Raw genomic sequence first — 14,858 nt, 5'->3', positions numbered from 1 at the left:
CGAGGCCGCTCCCGATCAGACCGATTTCGGTTCGACGAACATGCGGCCCTTCATCTCCATGTGCATCGCATGGCAGAACCAGGAGCAGTAGTACCAGTACACGCCCGGCTTGTCGGCACTGAACGTCACCGATGCCGTCGCCATCGGCGCGACTTCCATCTGGATACCGTAATTCACGATGCTGAAGCCATGTGTCAGGTCCTCGACCGCGTCGATATTGGTGATGAAGACGGTGACCTGATCGCCCTGCTTGACCTGGAACTGCTCGAGCCCGAACGCCGGAGCCGTCGAGGTCATGTAGACCCGCACTTTGTTGCCGTCGCGGATGACCTTGGAATCACCTTCCAGGTCGATGCCGTCAGCCTTGGCCTGCTTGACTGCATCCGCAAACATCGGATCGGCGCGATCCCAGATCGAGATCGGATTGATCTTCGAGCGGTGCACGATGGTGGCGTCGTGGGGCTCCGCAAAGCTCGGACCATCGTGGACCAGCTTCATCTGGTCGCCCGAGATGTCGATCAACTGGTCGTTCTCCGGCTTCAGCGGGCCGACGTTGAGGAAGCGATCCTTCGAGAACTTGTTGAGCGAGATCAGCCATTTTCCGTCGGCCTCCTTGGTCTGCCCCATCGAGGAGTGGTTGTGACCGGGTTGATAGTGCACGTCGAGCTTCTGGATGATGGGGTCGACCTTCTCGCCCTTAAACGCCCGCTTGGCGAGGTCGATGTTCCACTTGCAGACCTGGCTGTCGAGGAACAGGGTGGTGTAGGCGTTGCCCTTTCCGTCGTAAGCCGTATGCAGCGGTCCGAGGCCGAGTTCGGGCTCGGCCACGACGACGTCGCGCGGCTTGATCTTGTCGTCGAACAATTGATCGAACAGCCGCACGTCCATCACGGTGACGGTCGGTGAGAGCTTTCCGGCCGCAACGATGTGGATCCCATCAGGAGCGGTGTTCATGCCATGCGGATTGTTCGAGACCGGAACGTAGCGCGTGTAAGGGGAGCCCTTGCGGCCGTCGATGACCGGCACGCCTTTCATTTCCTTGAAGTCGCCCTTCTTCACGGCCTCTTCGATCCGCTTCAGGTTGAAAATGACGACCCAGTCCTGCTCGTTGGCGGTCATTTCGGCGAGGGTGACGCCTTCCTCCGCGTTGTAGCAGGTCGAGAAGGCATATTTGCCCTGGTAGTCGGCATCGACGTTGTCGAGATTGCCGTCGACGATCACCTGCCAGGCGACCTTCATTGTATCGCCGTCGACCGCCGAGAAGATCGAACGGTACTGCTTCCTGTCGTCGAGGATCTTGCCGTCGTTCGGCAGCGGAACGGCGTCCTCGCCATTGCAGAACACATAGCCCGTCCGCGGATATTTCTGCACGCGCAGGCCGTGCACCGTGTGCTGGTTTGGCAACTCGATGATCTTGTCGCATTTCATGACGTCGAGGCGCACCCGTGCGACGCGGCTATTAGCCTTGTCGTTCATGAAGGCGTAGCGACCGTCATAGGTACCATCGGTGAACGAGATATGAGGATGATGCAGGTCGCCATTCATATAGGTGCCGCCGCGGCTCTTGAGAAACTCGCGCGTTTCCGGCTGCAATCCTTCGGTCAGAACCTTGAGGCTTTCATTCGTCTGTCCCCAGCCGGTGGCGCTGCAGCGGTTGAAGACGGGGACGCGCATGAGTTCCCGCATCGAAGGCAGGCCGACGATGCGCATCTCGCCGGACTGGCCGCTCGAGAAGAAGACGTAGTATTCGTCGAGTTCGCCCGGCGCGACTTCCGTCTTCTGCACAGCCGGACGCGCCGGCGGCGCCTTTGGCGCGCCAGCTTTGGTCTGCGCATCGGCAACCGAGACGAAGCTGCCGTCCTTCATCACAGCTCCGCCGGCGAGTCCGACGCCCGCAGCCGCGGCGGTGGTCCCCAATAGGGTTCGTCGGCTGACGCCCTTTGCGTTTTGGTTGTCGCTCATGATGGTCTCCTCGGCTTTCGGTTTCAGGTTGCAGGTGGAGTGATAGCGTCGGCGGGCGACGCGCGGACGGAGTTCCCGCCGGCGGTGATGACCGTGTCCGGACCCTTGCCGCCGGAGCGCATCGAAGGCGACGACATCGCCTGGCGCTTTTCCCGCTTCAGGCGCACCTGGATCATGTGCGGGCAGCGGTGGTCGTCGAAATAGAGTTCCTGGCAGTGCATGCAGTAGATGCACTCATTGACGTTGATGTGACCTTCCGGATGGATCGCCTGCACCGGACACTCGTTGGCGCAGCGCTGACAGGGCGAGCCGCATTCCGGCCAGCGCCGCAGCCATTCGAACATGCGGATACGCCCCGGGATCGCCAGAGCCGCGCCAAGCGGGCACATGTAGCGGCAGAAGAAGCGCTCGACGAACAATCCGGCGGCGAGCAGGGTGAGCGCATAGAGGACGAACGGCCACTCCCGCGCGAACTTCAGGATGATGGAGGTCTTGAACGGTTCGACTTCGGCAAGCTGTTCCGCGAAGGCCGTCGAATACAGCGACATCCCGAACAGGCCGAGGAAGATGATGTACTTGATCGGCCAGAGCCGTTCATGAAGTCCCCAGGGAACGCGGAATTGAGGCACCTTGAGCGCCTGCGCAACGTTGTTGAGCAATTCCTGCAGAGCGCCGAACGGGCAAAGCCAGCCGCAGAACGGTCCACGGCCCCAGAACAGCAGCCCGGCCGCAATCGATGCCCAGAGGATGAAGATCAGGGGAGCCGAGAGGAAGTAGTCCCAGCTGAATCCGGTCAATAGGGAATTCGCGAAGGTCAGGACGTTGACGACGGAGAGCTGCGCGTTGGCGTACCAGCCAAGCCAGACAAGGATGAAGAGCAGGTAGCCTCGGCGCACCCAGACGTACACGGCTGGACGTCGAACCAGCATGTTCTGAAAGAAGAAGATGAGGGTGAGCGCGCCGAGCGCCGCCACGGTCAAGCCGACCTTGACGGTGTTGGCGCGCCAGATCCGCATCCACAGCGGCTCTTCGTCGGACGCTGGCGGCGGCGTCCCGACTTCGCGGGTCTCGGCAACGGAGGTCGCCGACGCCTTCGAAGCTGCCGCTTGTGGAGGCTGCGCCGGGAGCGCCTGGCGCTTCAGGTAGGCCTCAGGAAGGGTATAACCGAGATCGAAGGTGACCAACGCCTTGTCCCGGGCGCCGACTACGCGCTGCACGAGGAGCCGCAGCACCCAAGGTTCAATCGGATCGAACGCGAGCTCGGGCGGCACCGTGAACAGCGCGATTTCCGGAAAGTCGGGCGCACCCTCGGCGGCAAGGTTGCCGAGCCGGGTGTGATCGCGGTCGCGGAAGCGGACGCTGTTGGTCTCCTGAACCAGTTCGATGCGGTCGAAAATTCCGCCGCGAACGTATGCGGCTCCCTTGAAGGAGTAGCGGCCGGTTCCGGCGACGACGAGCGCCTGCTGACCTGGCTTAAGACGGCCAACAAGCCGTTGATAGCCGTCGTCTCCGAGCAGACTGCGTCCGATCGTGGGAACGGCGACGTCGGCGACGTAGAGATCTATGAATGTGTCGTCGGGATCGCCTGCCTCCGGATGCGCAGTGGCGGCCGCGCTGCCGGTGTTTTCGAACGCCTTGTTGATATCCGCGACAGAGAGGAACAGCCGCCGGACCGAGCCGTCACCGAGGAGCGTCTGCCAATCGCGAACTTCGCTCTTTGCGGGATCAATCGCTTTCGATGCTTGCGGCGCTGCGCTGGTGGCTGCATCGCCTTGGGCGCCGAGCCGGCCGCTCTTGATCAGCTTCGTCGCGGAACGGACGATGCTGTCGCCGAACACGAGGACCGTCACCGTAGCCCCGCTGACGATGTCGACCTGGGGCGCCTGCGCGGCGCCGCGCGCCACCTCGCTCATGTCGGCACCAATCAACTTGTTGACGGCGTCCAGGATCCTCCTCTCCGGAATCCCGACGAGAACAATCGGCTCCTTGTGCTCGACAAGCTTAAACCCCTTGAGCACGCCCTTGGTATCGATGCCGATCAGAACCTGGATCGGCTTGCCGGAGTAACCTGTTGCGTTGGCGAACTGGGAGTTGAGGTAGACGAATCCCTGCAACTGCTCGCCGCGATAGACCGGAACGATCGGCGGATCTCCCTTCGGCGGACCGAATCGGTCGGCGCCTTGGAAGAAGTCGGCGGGCGCGACCTTCGGCAGATAAGTGGCGAGATCGCCGGCTGCGAGTGCCGCATGTGCCCATAACGTCGCGCAGATCGCGACGATGACTGCAAATGCCGCTGCAGATGTAGGCCCTCGGGCGGCGAAAAGACTCCGGATCATGGAGTACCTCAAAGCGGGAACGGGTCTGCCCGAGCACGCTCATTCCATTCGAATTTTGATGTTTGATGTCCCGGGATCGCCGTTGACGCCGGACGGGAGGACCGATTGAGCCAACGCAAATCGAGTTGCGTCAAGAGGGTCTATGTAATGATAGGAATGGCCTCGAAAGTTGCGCTGCATCAAACAGCCGAGGAATAAGATCATGCCGTTGTTGCGAACCACGCTCTTGAAGATGGAACCGGCAGGGACCCTGCAGTCGCTCGACGAACTGTTCGCGCTCGCTAATGCCATGGAGCAGGAAGCCGCGACCAAGTACGGGGAACTCGCCGAAGAGATGCGACGTCAGGATCGTTTCGACCTTCTGACGGTTTTCAGCGATCTCGCGGCGGCCGAGCGCGAACACGTCGACAGCGTGCAGCGGTGGTCGCAGTCGCGGCGAGGGAAGCGGCCGGATCCCGCCCTTGTCCGCTGGGATGCGCCCGAGACGTTCGACAGTGACGCCACAGCCGAAATCAAGGCTTCGAATCTGATGACGCCTTACCGCGCGCTCGCGATGGCGGTGCGCAACGAGGAACGCGCCTTCGCCTTCTGGTCCTATCTGGCCGCGTATTCAAAAGATCCCGAAATCAAGAAGGCTTCGGAGGCGATGGCCAAGGAGGAACTCGGCCACGTCGCAACGCTGCGCAAGGAGCGGCGACGTGCCTATCATCGAGAGCACGAACGGGCGGGGGCAGAGGAAGCGCGCCTACGCGCGGAGCGGATCGACGCGCGAAGGCTTGAGCTTTGTCTCGCGACGCATCTTGCGGCCCTCGAGCGGCGTCTGGAAGGGGCGGCTGCGGTGCGCACGCGCGAGCTCCGCGAAACGACCATGCGGATGGCCGACGAGGTCGGCGACTTCGGAAGCTTTCCGGAGACGCTCGAGCAGCGGGACGCGCACACGGTCGCAGAGGCGCTGGTCGACGCCTATCTCGAAGGTGCCGAGCGCTCCGGCGATGCCGAGCGCGTCGAAGCCTTGCAGCACCTGGCGGAGCGGGCAATCTCGAGGCTGGCTTGGCTGCGCTCGCTTGGCGCCGAGTGACGCCCGAGCGCCGCGACCGATTCAAAGCCGGCGGTCGAGATGGATCACATCGGCGATGGTCCGGTCCTGCGGGTTGACCAGCAGCAGGTTCTGGTCCTCCAACATCACGTACTCGTAGCTGCGGACAGGCTCCGCCACCTCGTGGAGCTTCGCTGGAATCTGGGCGGATTTGAGCTGGTCCGGCAGCTTGCCCCCCGCTTTCGGCTCGAAACCTTGCGGAGAAGGTTGCTTTTCGGCGATCCCCGCGATGCTCCAGGCGATCATCTGTCTTTGGGTTGCCGTGAGGCCGATGGGATCTCTGTCGTCGGCTTTGCTCATGCCCGTGGTGGACTGCGCGCCCGCACCTGAGCTGGAGGTTTGTTGAGCCGCCGCGGGGAAAGACAGCATGGCGGCGACGATCAGCACGGCGGAAAAGCGGTTCATGGGTATGCCTCCTAGGATGCTCTGCCTCAAAACTCACGCGAAGCACGGAGGTTGCTGTTCCGGTCGCTTCAGTTTTAGGGAGCCGCGCAGCGGGGGCATTGGCCGTCCGCCGCCAAGGCGAGCTGGCGTGCGAGCTCATGACTCAGTGCTTCGCTGTCCCAAGTCGAGCCGTCGCTTTTGACGACCCTCTTGGCGCGTTCGAAGGCGTGGCTCTCGGCGGCATCGTCGCCCACGCGAACGATCACCTCGTTGTGGAAGGGACAGACGGCGGTGGCTCGGGTCGTTTCGAGCGCGTACTGCACGACGGCAGTCAGATCGTCCGAATGAGCACTGAGCGACATGATGGCGTTCCCGCATGCGAGCCGCCCGTTGCCTAGCGGGCCATGAAGCGGTGCCCGGGTGCCTAGGAGTCCGGAGCCCCCTTCATCGGAATCGAGAGCGCCGAGGCGCCCGACCCGCAACAGAGCCTAGAACGAAACCCCTTTGTTCACTTTGACACAGCTCAAGTCCAATGCGCGGCCTGCGAGGCGGTTCGGATGGCGTTGTCGACAGCTTGCGCTCGCCTCACGGCATTCGCCGAGGCTACGAGCCCTCCGAATTTTCTCAGACTTTCGACGATGTGACAATCGGGCTCGCTCGCCGCCGCGACGTTCGGAACGCGCGGCCTGACCGATGATTAGTCAGGTAGTGGCTCGGAGCTCCGTGAATGAAACGACTGATCCTTGGTATTGTCGCATTGACCTGTGTCGGAATCGCCGGGCCCGCCATGGCGGAGCGCGTGGTGATCAAGGAGGGTCCCGGCTATCACCATCACCATCGGCACTTTCGAGCGTACAATCGCTATGAATGCCGCATCGTTGTGATCAGGGACCGCGGCCCCAACGGCAACGTGGTGGTTCGGCATATTCGCCGGTGCCACTGACTTAGCGCCTCCTGCCTCATGGGTTCGTACCCTGCTCGTGGCGTCACGTCCGAGGGCTTGGCTGCGGGGTCGGAGATGGTTGCGCCGGTGGCTGCGGCGATGGCGTGCTCGTGGGCGGCTGCTGAGAAGCGGCGACGTTGGGCTGATCGCCGCCGTGGGGGACGCATGTGCCCATGTTTCTCAGCAGCCGTTTGGCTTGAAGTTCGCGTGCCTTGGAGTATTCGCGTCGCCGCTCGAAGTTGGGGGCGGCCCATCGGTCCCAAGCCCCGAACGCATCCGCGTAGTGCTTGCGCATCTGCTCTTCGGCAGCGAGGCACTCGAGAACTTCTCGAACACCAGATCGGTATTGACCGGGGTTACACCGCCAACCAGAACTACGAGCATCCATTTCATTTGGCTGGCCTTGCGCGCCTGTCCGAGCTCATTGTCGCAGCCTTTCGCTCCGAGACTGCGAAGGACTGAAATCTTGTGATCTGCGTTGGTTCCCGCGCTCCGCATCCATCGCACTCGGAATTGCTGCAGCTGCGGCCGGAACGTCAATTCACGCTCGGCTGTTTGGCTTTCATGAACAGGCTCTACCGGCTGGTTCTGGAGCACCAGATCCCGAGACTTGCGCGCTACAGCATCTCGGCCTGCATCATGGTCGTCTGCGCCGTTCTGCAGATGGGCCTTCGGATGCAGACCGGCGCGCCAGGGTTCTTCCTGCTGCTGCCGGGCGTGTTCATCTCGGGCCTGATCTTCGACCACGGGTCCGGCATTTTGGCGGCGGCCATGGCCGTCATAGTGGGCGCCTACCTCAGCTACCCCGGCGAATTCGCGCTCGACTACCTGTCGACCAATGCGCTGTTCGCGATCACCGCGGCCGGGACTGCCGTGATCGCCTAATTTCAGCGCATCGAGCTCCGCCGCGTCATGATGGCGGACAAGACCAAAGCCTTGCTGCTGCAGGAACTGGCGCACCGGACCAAGAACAATCTGGCGATCCTCGGCAGCATGATCCGCCTGGAGGCAAGGCACAGCGGCCCCGAACTCGCGCGTCCGCTCGAAGCCACCGCACGGAGACTGCAGGTGATGGCGGAGGTGTACGACCATCTTTCACCGAAGGAGGACTCGCGCTCCGTCAACATGCGCTATTTTCTGAACGACGTGGTCGAAAAGGTGTTCGAGTCGCTATTGCCTTCCGCGCCAGTGGCTTTTCAGGTGTCATGCGAGGATTTCTCGCTGCCGCACAACAAGGCGCTTGCGATCGGTATCATCACCAACGAGCTCGTCACCAACTCTCTCAAATACGCATTCCCGAACGAGACTGCCGGCCACATCACAGTCTCTCTGTCGAACAGAGAAGGAATCGAGTTGTCGGTCTCCGACAATGGCGTCGGCGTCTCGGCCGCAGCCGATCCGGCCGGATTGGGCTCTCGGATCATCCAGCTGCTAACCCAGCAGCTCGAGGGCGAGATCACATACGAACGGCTCAGCCCGGGGCTGCGCGTCCGCGTGCGTGCTGCTTCGGTGGCCTAGTTTGCGGGCCGCTCTTCCGACTCGCGCAGGCGATCGAGCAGTGATTTCAGGAAAGGCGGAAGTTCCGTCTCCACCCCCATGATCTTCTGCAGGCGTTCTCCTACCTCCGCGGCAACAGCGCGGCCGGGTAGCTCGTCTGGGCTGACGGGATTCCTCATTGATGCCAGCTATCCTCCTCGCCCTTGCCAACATTCGGCACAAGGAATCGTTCGGCGGGTCGGGCCCGAAATGTTCACTTTTGTACATTTCGGGGAACGATTCTCGGAAGACGTACTTTCCTTTGGGCGTGGGCGGGTGGTCGTGCGTGGTGAGGACGTGGCGGGACAAGAGTATTTCAAATCGGCAGGCTGCGACGCTGCTCAAATACGCGAAGGCGGTAGCCGATCCGGAGCTCGCGGCTGGCCTGGTCGAAAAGGCCGCCGACTTGAAGGAGCAGGCCGACCGACCTCGCCATGATGCCGGTGACGAGGCGCCCGACGCCGCCGGCGGGTAGTCCATTTCGGGCTAGTTCTGCGCAATGGACCCGTGGGTGACCGATCCCGTTCGCATTCTGGTGGCCGAGGATGAAGTCTCCATCCAGCAAATCGTCGAGGATGCTCTCGCGGACGGCGGATTCCAGGCCGACATCGCGCCATCCGGTGAAGAGGCGCTTTCCCGGTTCCAAGACGACGCCTCGGGATATCGCGCCTTGCTCACCGATATCGGCATCGGCGCCGGACTGAATGGCTGGGTCCTTGCTCGGCGGATCCGCGAGATCGATCCGGACTTTCCGATCGTCTACATGACCGGCGGGCACTCCGACGAATGGAAGTCGCAAGGCGTGCCGAACAGCATCTTGATCGAAATACCGTTCGCGCCGGCGCAACTGGTGACGGCGATCTCGCAGCTTCTAAATGCAGGCTCGACGCCGGTCTGACGGGGCGCGGGGCCGCGTTGCCGACTTCAGAGCAGCGTGACGACCGCGACCACAATCGCCAGGCCTGCTGCCGTCACGCACCAGCACGACACCTCAAGGACTCGCATAACGCGCCCCCATTGAACCGTCCTGCCCAGCAAGGAGATTACACCGGGAACCCTGCTGCCGGAACCGAAACCTTTTCATGCCCTCAGGAATTCAACACAGGGGCTTGAGCGGAAGGCGGTAGCGATGGCCCCTATGCCGATCAGCGATGTGGTTCTCACAGTATCCCTTATGACGGTCGCCTTCGTAGGTGAGGTCGCGGTCTTTGCTCTTCTTGGAATTTTCTAGGCGGCAGCGGCTCGGGCCCGTCGGCGATTGAGTGGAAGGCGCGATGTCGACTGTGCACAATCTGCTGGCACAGAAACAGCAGCTTCTAGAGCGCCTCGAATCCGATCCTGGTCCAAACGAGCGGGAGGAAATCGAGCGGCTTCTTGCGAAGATCGAGACCGCACTGACCTTGCTGGGTCCCGACGGACCGGCCAGCGGAGTCGACTAGCCGTCGAAATGTCCGACTCTGGAACGTACTCGGCCTCGCCGGTTTTTCCCGTCCTGACCCGGAGGGAAATGCGATGAAATCGACGATGGCCCTTGCGTTAGCACTCGTCGCCTCGACATCCATGGTCTCGGCGCAACCGGTGAGATGGACCAGGTACACCATTCCGCAGACCGGCACCGCCGTGGATTTCCCTTCCTCGATCTTCACGGAAGAAGCCGGTCGGCCGGACGGGTACGGGCAGCGATTCCGAACCGCCGACGGACGCGCCGACCTCACGATCCAGGCCGCGCCCAACGTGGCGAACGATTCACCCGCCGCGTTTCTCGCGAAGAAGCACCCGCCTTCACGCATTCAGTACAAGCGGGTGACACCGCGCTTCTTCGCGGTGTCCAGCTACAAGGATGACAAGGTTTTCTACGACCGCTGCAACTTCTCAGGGCGGCTGGTCCATTGCGTACTGATCAACTATCCCGCCGAAGAAGAGCACGCCTGGGACGACGTCGTCACCCGCATCAGCCTGTCACTCAGCGGCAAGTAGGTCGTCACCGGGTCCACAGGACTACGGGCTTCGCAGATGCGCGCTCACAGCGCGCTCAGGTCGTCCGGCACCTCGCCGAACTTCCGGATCACGGTGGCATCTCCGAAGTCGCCCGTCGCAGGATCCCCGCTGCGGCTGAACGCGACGGCGCCAACGACGCCGGGCTTCCGCGAAAGCGCCTCGGCTTTCATCACGGCCGCGTTCGGGTTGAAGCACTCGACCGCCTCGCCGGCGGCGACGCCGTCGTCGGCGGCCACGAAGGGTAGGGCGACGTAGTAGGTGACCTCGGACATCTCAGTCGTACCAATCCTTTCGGTCCCGGGGGACCTCGAACCGGCCGCGCGAGTAGCCGGCGGAAACCGAAGCGCGAAGCTCCTCGACCTGCGTCTCCATGAAGCCGTTCGCAACGATCAGCGCCTTGACGGCTTCCCGGGCGTCGCCGCCGCAAGCCGCGATGGCCTGGTCGGCGGCGGCATCGAGGTCGTCGGGAGGCGGTCCGGATGGCTCGGGCGTAGCGGTCATCGGATTATGTTCTCATTTTGTTCACGAGAGTCAAGCGCCGGGAGCGTGTATGGCTGGCGGCTGCTGCAGGGAGAGGCTTGATTGCGTGGACGGCGGCCGGAGGTGTCGGAACTGTGCCGCCTCGTTCGTCTTGAGTCCGTGTCCCTGTACCCTGGAGCGTTGCGTACCCATGGCCCCCGCGCGAACTGGAAAGGCTTTTTGCGTCTCTCGTTGGTCACCTGTCCCGTGGCGCTCTACCCAGCTACGTCGGAGAGCGAGAAGATCTCGTTCAACCAGCTCAACCGTCAGACCGGTCATCGGATCAAGTACCTGAAAGTCGACGCCGACCCCGGCGACGAGGTGCCCAACGAGGACATCGTTAAGGGCTACCAGCTCGAGAAGGACCAGTTCATCGAGGTGACCAAGGAGGAGCTTGAGGAGATCGCGCTGGAATCCACGCGGACCATCGAGATCGACGAGTTCGTCGACAAGGCCGAGATCGATCCGCGCTACCTAATTCGCCCCTACTACATCCGTCCGGACGGAAAAGTCGGCCACGACGCCTTCGCGGTCATCCGCGAGACCATCCGCGAGATGAACAAGGTTGCGATCGGGCGGGTGGTGCTGACCAACCGCGAGCACATCATCGCGCTCGAGCCGATGGACAACGGCCTGGTCGGCACGCTGCTGCGCTACCCATACGAAGTGCGCAGCGAGCAGGAGTATTTCGACGAGATCCAGGACGTCAAAGTCACGAAGGACATGCTCGATCTCGCCAGGCACATCGTGAACCAGAAGGCTGGATCGTTCGAGCCCGAAAAATTCGAGGATCACTATGAGACCGCGCTGATCGAGCTCATCAACCAGAAGCGGGCCGGCAAGCCGATCACGCCGAAGGACAAGCCGGCGGCGGCCAACGTTGTCAACCTGATGGAGGCGCTGCGGCGGAGCGTTGGTCAGGAGGCTGCGCCGGCCAAGGCGGCAACGTCCGCCAAGAAGCCGAAGAAGGCATCGGCAGGCCAAAAGGAGATGCTGATGCCGATCGCGGGCAAGAAGCCGGCGAAGGAAGCAGCGGCAAAGAAGCCCGCGGGCAAGCCGCAGCGAAGGTCCGCCTGACCCAAGATTAGGAGAGCGGCATGGATATCAAGGAAGCCTCGGCGATGACGGAAGCCTCCGGCCTAGTGAACGAGCAGGAGCAGGCTGCAGAAGCGCGCCGGCCGATCGATTCAAGACGCCGCCGCCGTTTGGGCAGACCGCCTCCGCAAGGCCACCGTCGAGGCGCCGCTCCAATCGCTGGCCGTCGGCTTCGTGCTCGGAATGTGGTTTAGCCGCCGTCGGTGACTGAGAGTGGTGCCCGCCGGCTGGTAGTGCCTTTTAACGATCTTTCGAGCGACTGCGCCCCTAAGCAGGGGTAATCCCCGCCGATCCGCCGCGGTTTCGAGCAGATCTCAGGCGGGCTCTAGCGGCATCGAAAACAGGAATCGGGTCTCCTCGGGCGATGAGGTCACGGTCAGAGTTCCTGCATGCGCCTTGGCGATTTGGGATGCGATGTAGAGACCCAAACCCAGTCCTTGGCGGCTCGCCCGCGCCTTCCCGCGAAAAAACGGCTCGAACAGCTTATCCATCGTGTCAGGCGGGATAGGCTCTCCGGCATTGGAGACCCAAAGCTCGAAGGTGGCCCCGGCCGTAGCGGCACGAACGACGACGGGCTTGTTTGCCGCTCCGTGTGTCAGAGCATTGCCCAGAAGGTTGGACAGGAGCTGGCCGATTCGGGTGCGATCGCATGGTATCGGCCGATCTATCTTGAAGTCGGTTTGGATTTCCCGCCCCGCCGAAGCCAGTCGGAGCTCATCGACGACCTGCGTCAGGACAGGTTCGAGCGGCTTGTCGGCATCCGTTTCCAGAGCAATGCCGCCGCCCAGCCGGCCGCGCGCGAAGTCGAGCACGTTGTCGATCATCGCAGCCATCCGCATGATCGTGGTCTGCATCATTGCGATGATCTGGTGCTCTTTTTCGCTCTGCGCGGTCCGGTCGAGGATGCGCGCGCCGGCGCTGATGGATGCGAGCGGATTGCGAAGGTCGTGGCCGAGCACGGCGATGAACTGCTCGCGCAACTCGGAACTCTGATGCTCGAGGCGCAGCACTTCCTTGGTCGCCCTCTCGGCGGTGACCGCCAGCTCGCGGGCGGCCAGAAGCTCCTGTTCGTAGCGCCGCCGATCCGTCGCCTTGATCAGCGCAAGACGTATCAGCAGCAGCTTCCCGTCCGGATCGCGGCGCTCGTTCGCGTTCGCGATCATCTGCAGCGGGGTATCGTCCGCAGCGAGCATGTCGATGGCGAATTCGTGGAAGGAGCCCTGCATCCGCAGGAGGGGCATGATGTGCGTCTCATAGTAGATGCGGCCCGGGATCGTGAGGAAATCGCTGAAGCGCTTCCCGATCATCTGCTCCGCGGAATGCCCGCTCCACTCCAGGAAGGTCCGGTTCACCTGATCGACGCGGCCGTTCGCCTGCACGGTGATGTAGCCGCAGGGTGCATTCTCGATCAGATCCTGGAAGTCGGGAGCGGAGTCGTCCATTAGACAAAGGTCCGCATCGCATCGACGACTTCGTCCGGCGCGCTGAGGTTGGGACAATGGCCGGTCGCCTTCAGAACGATCATCCGGCTTTTTGGAATGCTGCGGTTCACGTAATCGCCTACCTCCTGCGATGCGATGATGTCCTCGCTACACTGCAGGACCAGGGTCGGAACGCTGACGAACGGAAGATCCTTGCGGTTGTCGGAAGTGAAGGTCACGCGGGCGAATGCCTTTGCGATCTCGGGATCCGTTCGGCAGAAGCTGTTGGTGAGCTCGGCTCCAAGCTCTGGGCGATCCGGATTGCCCATGATCGCCGGCGCCATCTGCGCGGACCAGCCCATATGGTTGGATTCCAGAAACTGGAGGAGCTCCTCGATCTGCTTTGCGCTGAACCCGCCCACATAGCCTTCGTCGTCGATGTAACGAGCGGAGGGGCCGATGAGCACCAGCTTGCCGAACATGCCGGGCGCCTTCTGTGCGGCGAGCACCCCGATCATGCCGCTGACCGAATGACCGACGAAGACGGCGTCCTGGAGATCTAGCTCGCGGCCGATTTCCACCACGTCGTCCGCGTACCCGCCCAGGCTGGAATACTTGCTCCGGTCGTACGCCGATAGATCGGAGCCGCCGGCGCCCACGTGGTCGAACACGACCGTCTTGAAGTCCTTCTCGAAAGCGGGCGCCACGAACCGCCACATGTTCTGGTCGCAGCCGAAGCCGTGAGCGAACATCATCCCCCTGCTGCCGGCTCCCCGGAGGTGGACATTGTTTCGTTCCATCACGCCCGGCATCCCTAGCCTCTTCTTGTTTTCGGGAGGTCTTTGTTATCGTAGTCGCGCCCGCTTGGCTCGCCAACCGATCTCTTCCCGGACCGGCCGGAGTACCTGGGTCGAGGGGGATGTTTCGGATTTCAATCGAGGCTCGGCCTTTCCTTGCCCATCGTCCTGATGGCCTCGACGATGCGGTCCGGATGGTACGGTTTGTGGAGTGTCAGACTATCCGGGACCGGCCTGGCCTCGACCGGGGAAAAGCCGGTCACATAGATCACGGGGAGCCCCGGATCGCGCTCTCGGCACCGCTCCGCGATCTGCCAACCGTCGATACGTCCGCAATCAGTTTCGAACGTCTGAGGTACGGGGAGGTTCCGCTGCTGCCGTTCTTGGTCGAACGGCTACTCCTCGGGCTGGCACTCCGGGCAGGTGTCGCCGATCGAATCGAGCACTTCGCGCACCTCGGCGACCGCTTGATCCGGAGACAAGCCCTCCGGCGGGTCCTGCCTAGCTGTTTCCAACGCGTGCTCTCGCGCATGCGGATCGGACCGGTCCTTCGCCCAGCCGTGCTCCTCGCATTCGTGGATGGCGCCCGCCTCCTGCAGCACGTGAATCGCCCAGCCGCGCAGCGTCCGGATCGCCCTTGGTCTTTCCTTCGTCATCAGCATCGAGACGGCTCCTGCCGGGACGAATCCTTGGGACCGCCGGCTCGTTCCTGGCGGTTAGCACGGGTCAGGGATTCCGAAATGCCGGGGCTTCGGCTTGTCCACGTGTTCC

18 protein-coding genes are annotated in these 14,858 nt (G+C 62.7%); 9 read left to right on the top strand and 9 right to left on the bottom strand.

Going from position 1 to position 14,858, the window contains the following annotated elements:
• Positions 1-15 precede the first annotated feature (15 nt).
• Positions 16-1,962 carry a TAT-dependent nitrous-oxide reductase gene (gene nosZ / locus ACETMP_RS22280; RefSeq protein WP_375157885.1) on the bottom strand — a complete coding sequence of 649 codons (1,947 nt, stop codon included), beginning with the start codon at positions 1,960-1,962 and terminating at the stop codon, positions 16-18.
• A gap of 23 nt (positions 1,963-1,985) precedes the next feature.
• Positions 1,986-4,298, bottom strand: a complete 2,313-nt coding sequence (locus ACETMP_RS22275) for a 4Fe-4S binding protein (RefSeq protein ID WP_375157884.1) — start codon at positions 4,296-4,298, stop codon at positions 1,986-1,988.
• Positions 4,299-4,500: 202 nt separating this feature from the next.
• Between ACETMP_RS22275 and ACETMP_RS22270 the strand changes: the two genes are divergently transcribed.
• Positions 4,501-5,376, top strand: coding sequence for a ferritin family protein (locus ACETMP_RS22270; RefSeq protein WP_375157883.1), 876 nt, complete (start codon positions 4,501-4,503; stop codon positions 5,374-5,376).
• A 21-nt stretch (positions 5,377-5,397) separates the two neighbouring features.
• Here ACETMP_RS22270 and ACETMP_RS22265 read toward each other — a convergent pair whose 3' ends face one another.
• Positions 5,398-5,799: a hypothetical protein gene (locus tag ACETMP_RS22265; RefSeq protein WP_375157882.1), complete on the bottom strand. Its 402-nt coding sequence runs from the start codon at positions 5,797-5,799 to the stop codon at positions 5,398-5,400.
• 74 nt (positions 5,800-5,873) lie between these two features.
• Complete coding sequence (locus ACETMP_RS22260) at positions 5,874-6,140, bottom strand: hypothetical protein (protein WP_375157881.1); 267 nt, start codon at positions 6,138-6,140, stop codon at positions 5,874-5,876.
• A 365-nt stretch (positions 6,141-6,505) separates the two neighbouring features.
• Between ACETMP_RS22260 and ACETMP_RS22255 the strand changes: the two genes are divergently transcribed.
• The 7 genes from ACETMP_RS22255 to ACETMP_RS22225 all read left to right on the top strand — a co-directional run bounded on the left by ACETMP_RS22255 (position 6,506) and on the right by ACETMP_RS22225 (position 10,234).
• Entirely contained in the window at positions 6,506-6,721 is a 216-nt protein-coding gene (locus ACETMP_RS22255) for a hypothetical protein (RefSeq protein WP_375157880.1), read from the top strand.
• 564 nt (positions 6,722-7,285) lie between these two features.
• Positions 7,286-7,606, top strand: a complete 321-nt coding sequence (locus tag ACETMP_RS22250; protein ID WP_375157879.1) for a hypothetical protein — start codon at positions 7,286-7,288, stop codon at positions 7,604-7,606.
• Between the two features lie 27 nt (positions 7,607-7,633).
• Positions 7,634-8,239, top strand: coding sequence for a sensor histidine kinase (locus tag ACETMP_RS22245; RefSeq protein ID WP_375157878.1), 606 nt, complete (start codon positions 7,634-7,636; stop codon positions 8,237-8,239).
• A 304-nt stretch (positions 8,240-8,543) separates the two neighbouring features.
• On the top strand, positions 8,544-8,732 hold the full coding sequence (locus ACETMP_RS22240; RefSeq protein WP_375157877.1) for a hypothetical protein: 189 nt from the start codon (positions 8,544-8,546) through the stop codon (positions 8,730-8,732).
• A 36-nt stretch (positions 8,733-8,768) separates the two neighbouring features.
• Positions 8,769-9,155, top strand: coding sequence for a response regulator (locus ACETMP_RS22235; protein WP_375157876.1), 387 nt, complete (start codon positions 8,769-8,771; stop codon positions 9,153-9,155).
• A 376-nt stretch (positions 9,156-9,531) separates the two neighbouring features.
• The gene (locus tag ACETMP_RS22230; protein ID WP_375157875.1) at positions 9,532-9,696 is read left to right on the top strand and encodes a hypothetical protein; all 165 of its coding nucleotides are present in this window, start codon (positions 9,532-9,534) and stop codon (positions 9,694-9,696) included.
• 73 nt (positions 9,697-9,769) lie between these two features.
• On the top strand, positions 9,770-10,234 hold the full coding sequence (locus tag ACETMP_RS22225) for a hypothetical protein (RefSeq protein WP_375157874.1): 465 nt from the start codon (positions 9,770-9,772) through the stop codon (positions 10,232-10,234).
• Between the two features lie 44 nt (positions 10,235-10,278).
• Here the strand turns inward: ACETMP_RS22225 and ACETMP_RS22220 are convergent, their stop codons facing one another.
• Positions 10,279-10,527, bottom strand: a complete 249-nt coding sequence (locus tag ACETMP_RS22220; protein ID WP_375157873.1) for a hypothetical protein — start codon at positions 10,525-10,527, stop codon at positions 10,279-10,281.
• 1 nt (position 10,528) lies between these two features.
• Positions 10,529-10,756: a hypothetical protein gene (locus tag ACETMP_RS22215; RefSeq protein WP_375157872.1), complete on the bottom strand. Its 228-nt coding sequence runs from the start codon at positions 10,754-10,756 to the stop codon at positions 10,529-10,531.
• A gap of 159 nt (positions 10,757-10,915) precedes the next feature.
• Between ACETMP_RS22215 and ACETMP_RS22210 the strand changes: the two genes are divergently transcribed.
• The gene (locus ACETMP_RS22210; RefSeq protein WP_375161963.1) at positions 10,916-11,851 is read left to right on the top strand and encodes a Ku protein; all 936 of its coding nucleotides are present in this window, start codon (positions 10,916-10,918) and stop codon (positions 11,849-11,851) included.
• Positions 11,852-12,183: 332 nt separating this feature from the next.
• Here ACETMP_RS22210 and ACETMP_RS22205 read toward each other — a convergent pair whose 3' ends face one another.
• The 3 genes from ACETMP_RS22205 to ACETMP_RS22195 form a co-directional block, all read right to left on the bottom strand.
• A complete protein-coding gene (locus ACETMP_RS22205; RefSeq protein WP_375157871.1) occupies positions 12,184-13,311 on the bottom strand; it encodes a PAS domain-containing sensor histidine kinase in 1,128 nt (375 codons plus the stop codon).
• Entirely contained in the window at positions 13,311-14,102 is a 792-nt protein-coding gene (locus ACETMP_RS22200; protein WP_375157870.1) for an alpha/beta fold hydrolase, read from the bottom strand. Before ACETMP_RS22200 ends, ACETMP_RS22205 begins: the two co-directional genes overlap by 1 nt.
• Before the next feature lie 380 nt (positions 14,103-14,482).
• The gene (locus ACETMP_RS22195; RefSeq protein ID WP_375157869.1) at positions 14,483-14,749 is read right to left on the bottom strand and encodes a hypothetical protein; all 267 of its coding nucleotides are present in this window, start codon (positions 14,747-14,749) and stop codon (positions 14,483-14,485) included.
• Positions 14,750-14,858: the final 109 nt, after the last annotated feature.

Origin of the sequence: Bradyrhizobium dasycarpum, from assembly GCF_042019905.1 — a bacterium.
In the GTDB taxonomy this organism is placed as follows: domain Bacteria; phylum Pseudomonadota; class Alphaproteobacteria; order Rhizobiales; family Xanthobacteraceae; genus Bradyrhizobium; species Bradyrhizobium japonicum_B.
The sequence above is the reverse complement of the archived record's forward strand: the minus strand, read 5'-3'. Positions and strand labels throughout refer to the sequence as shown.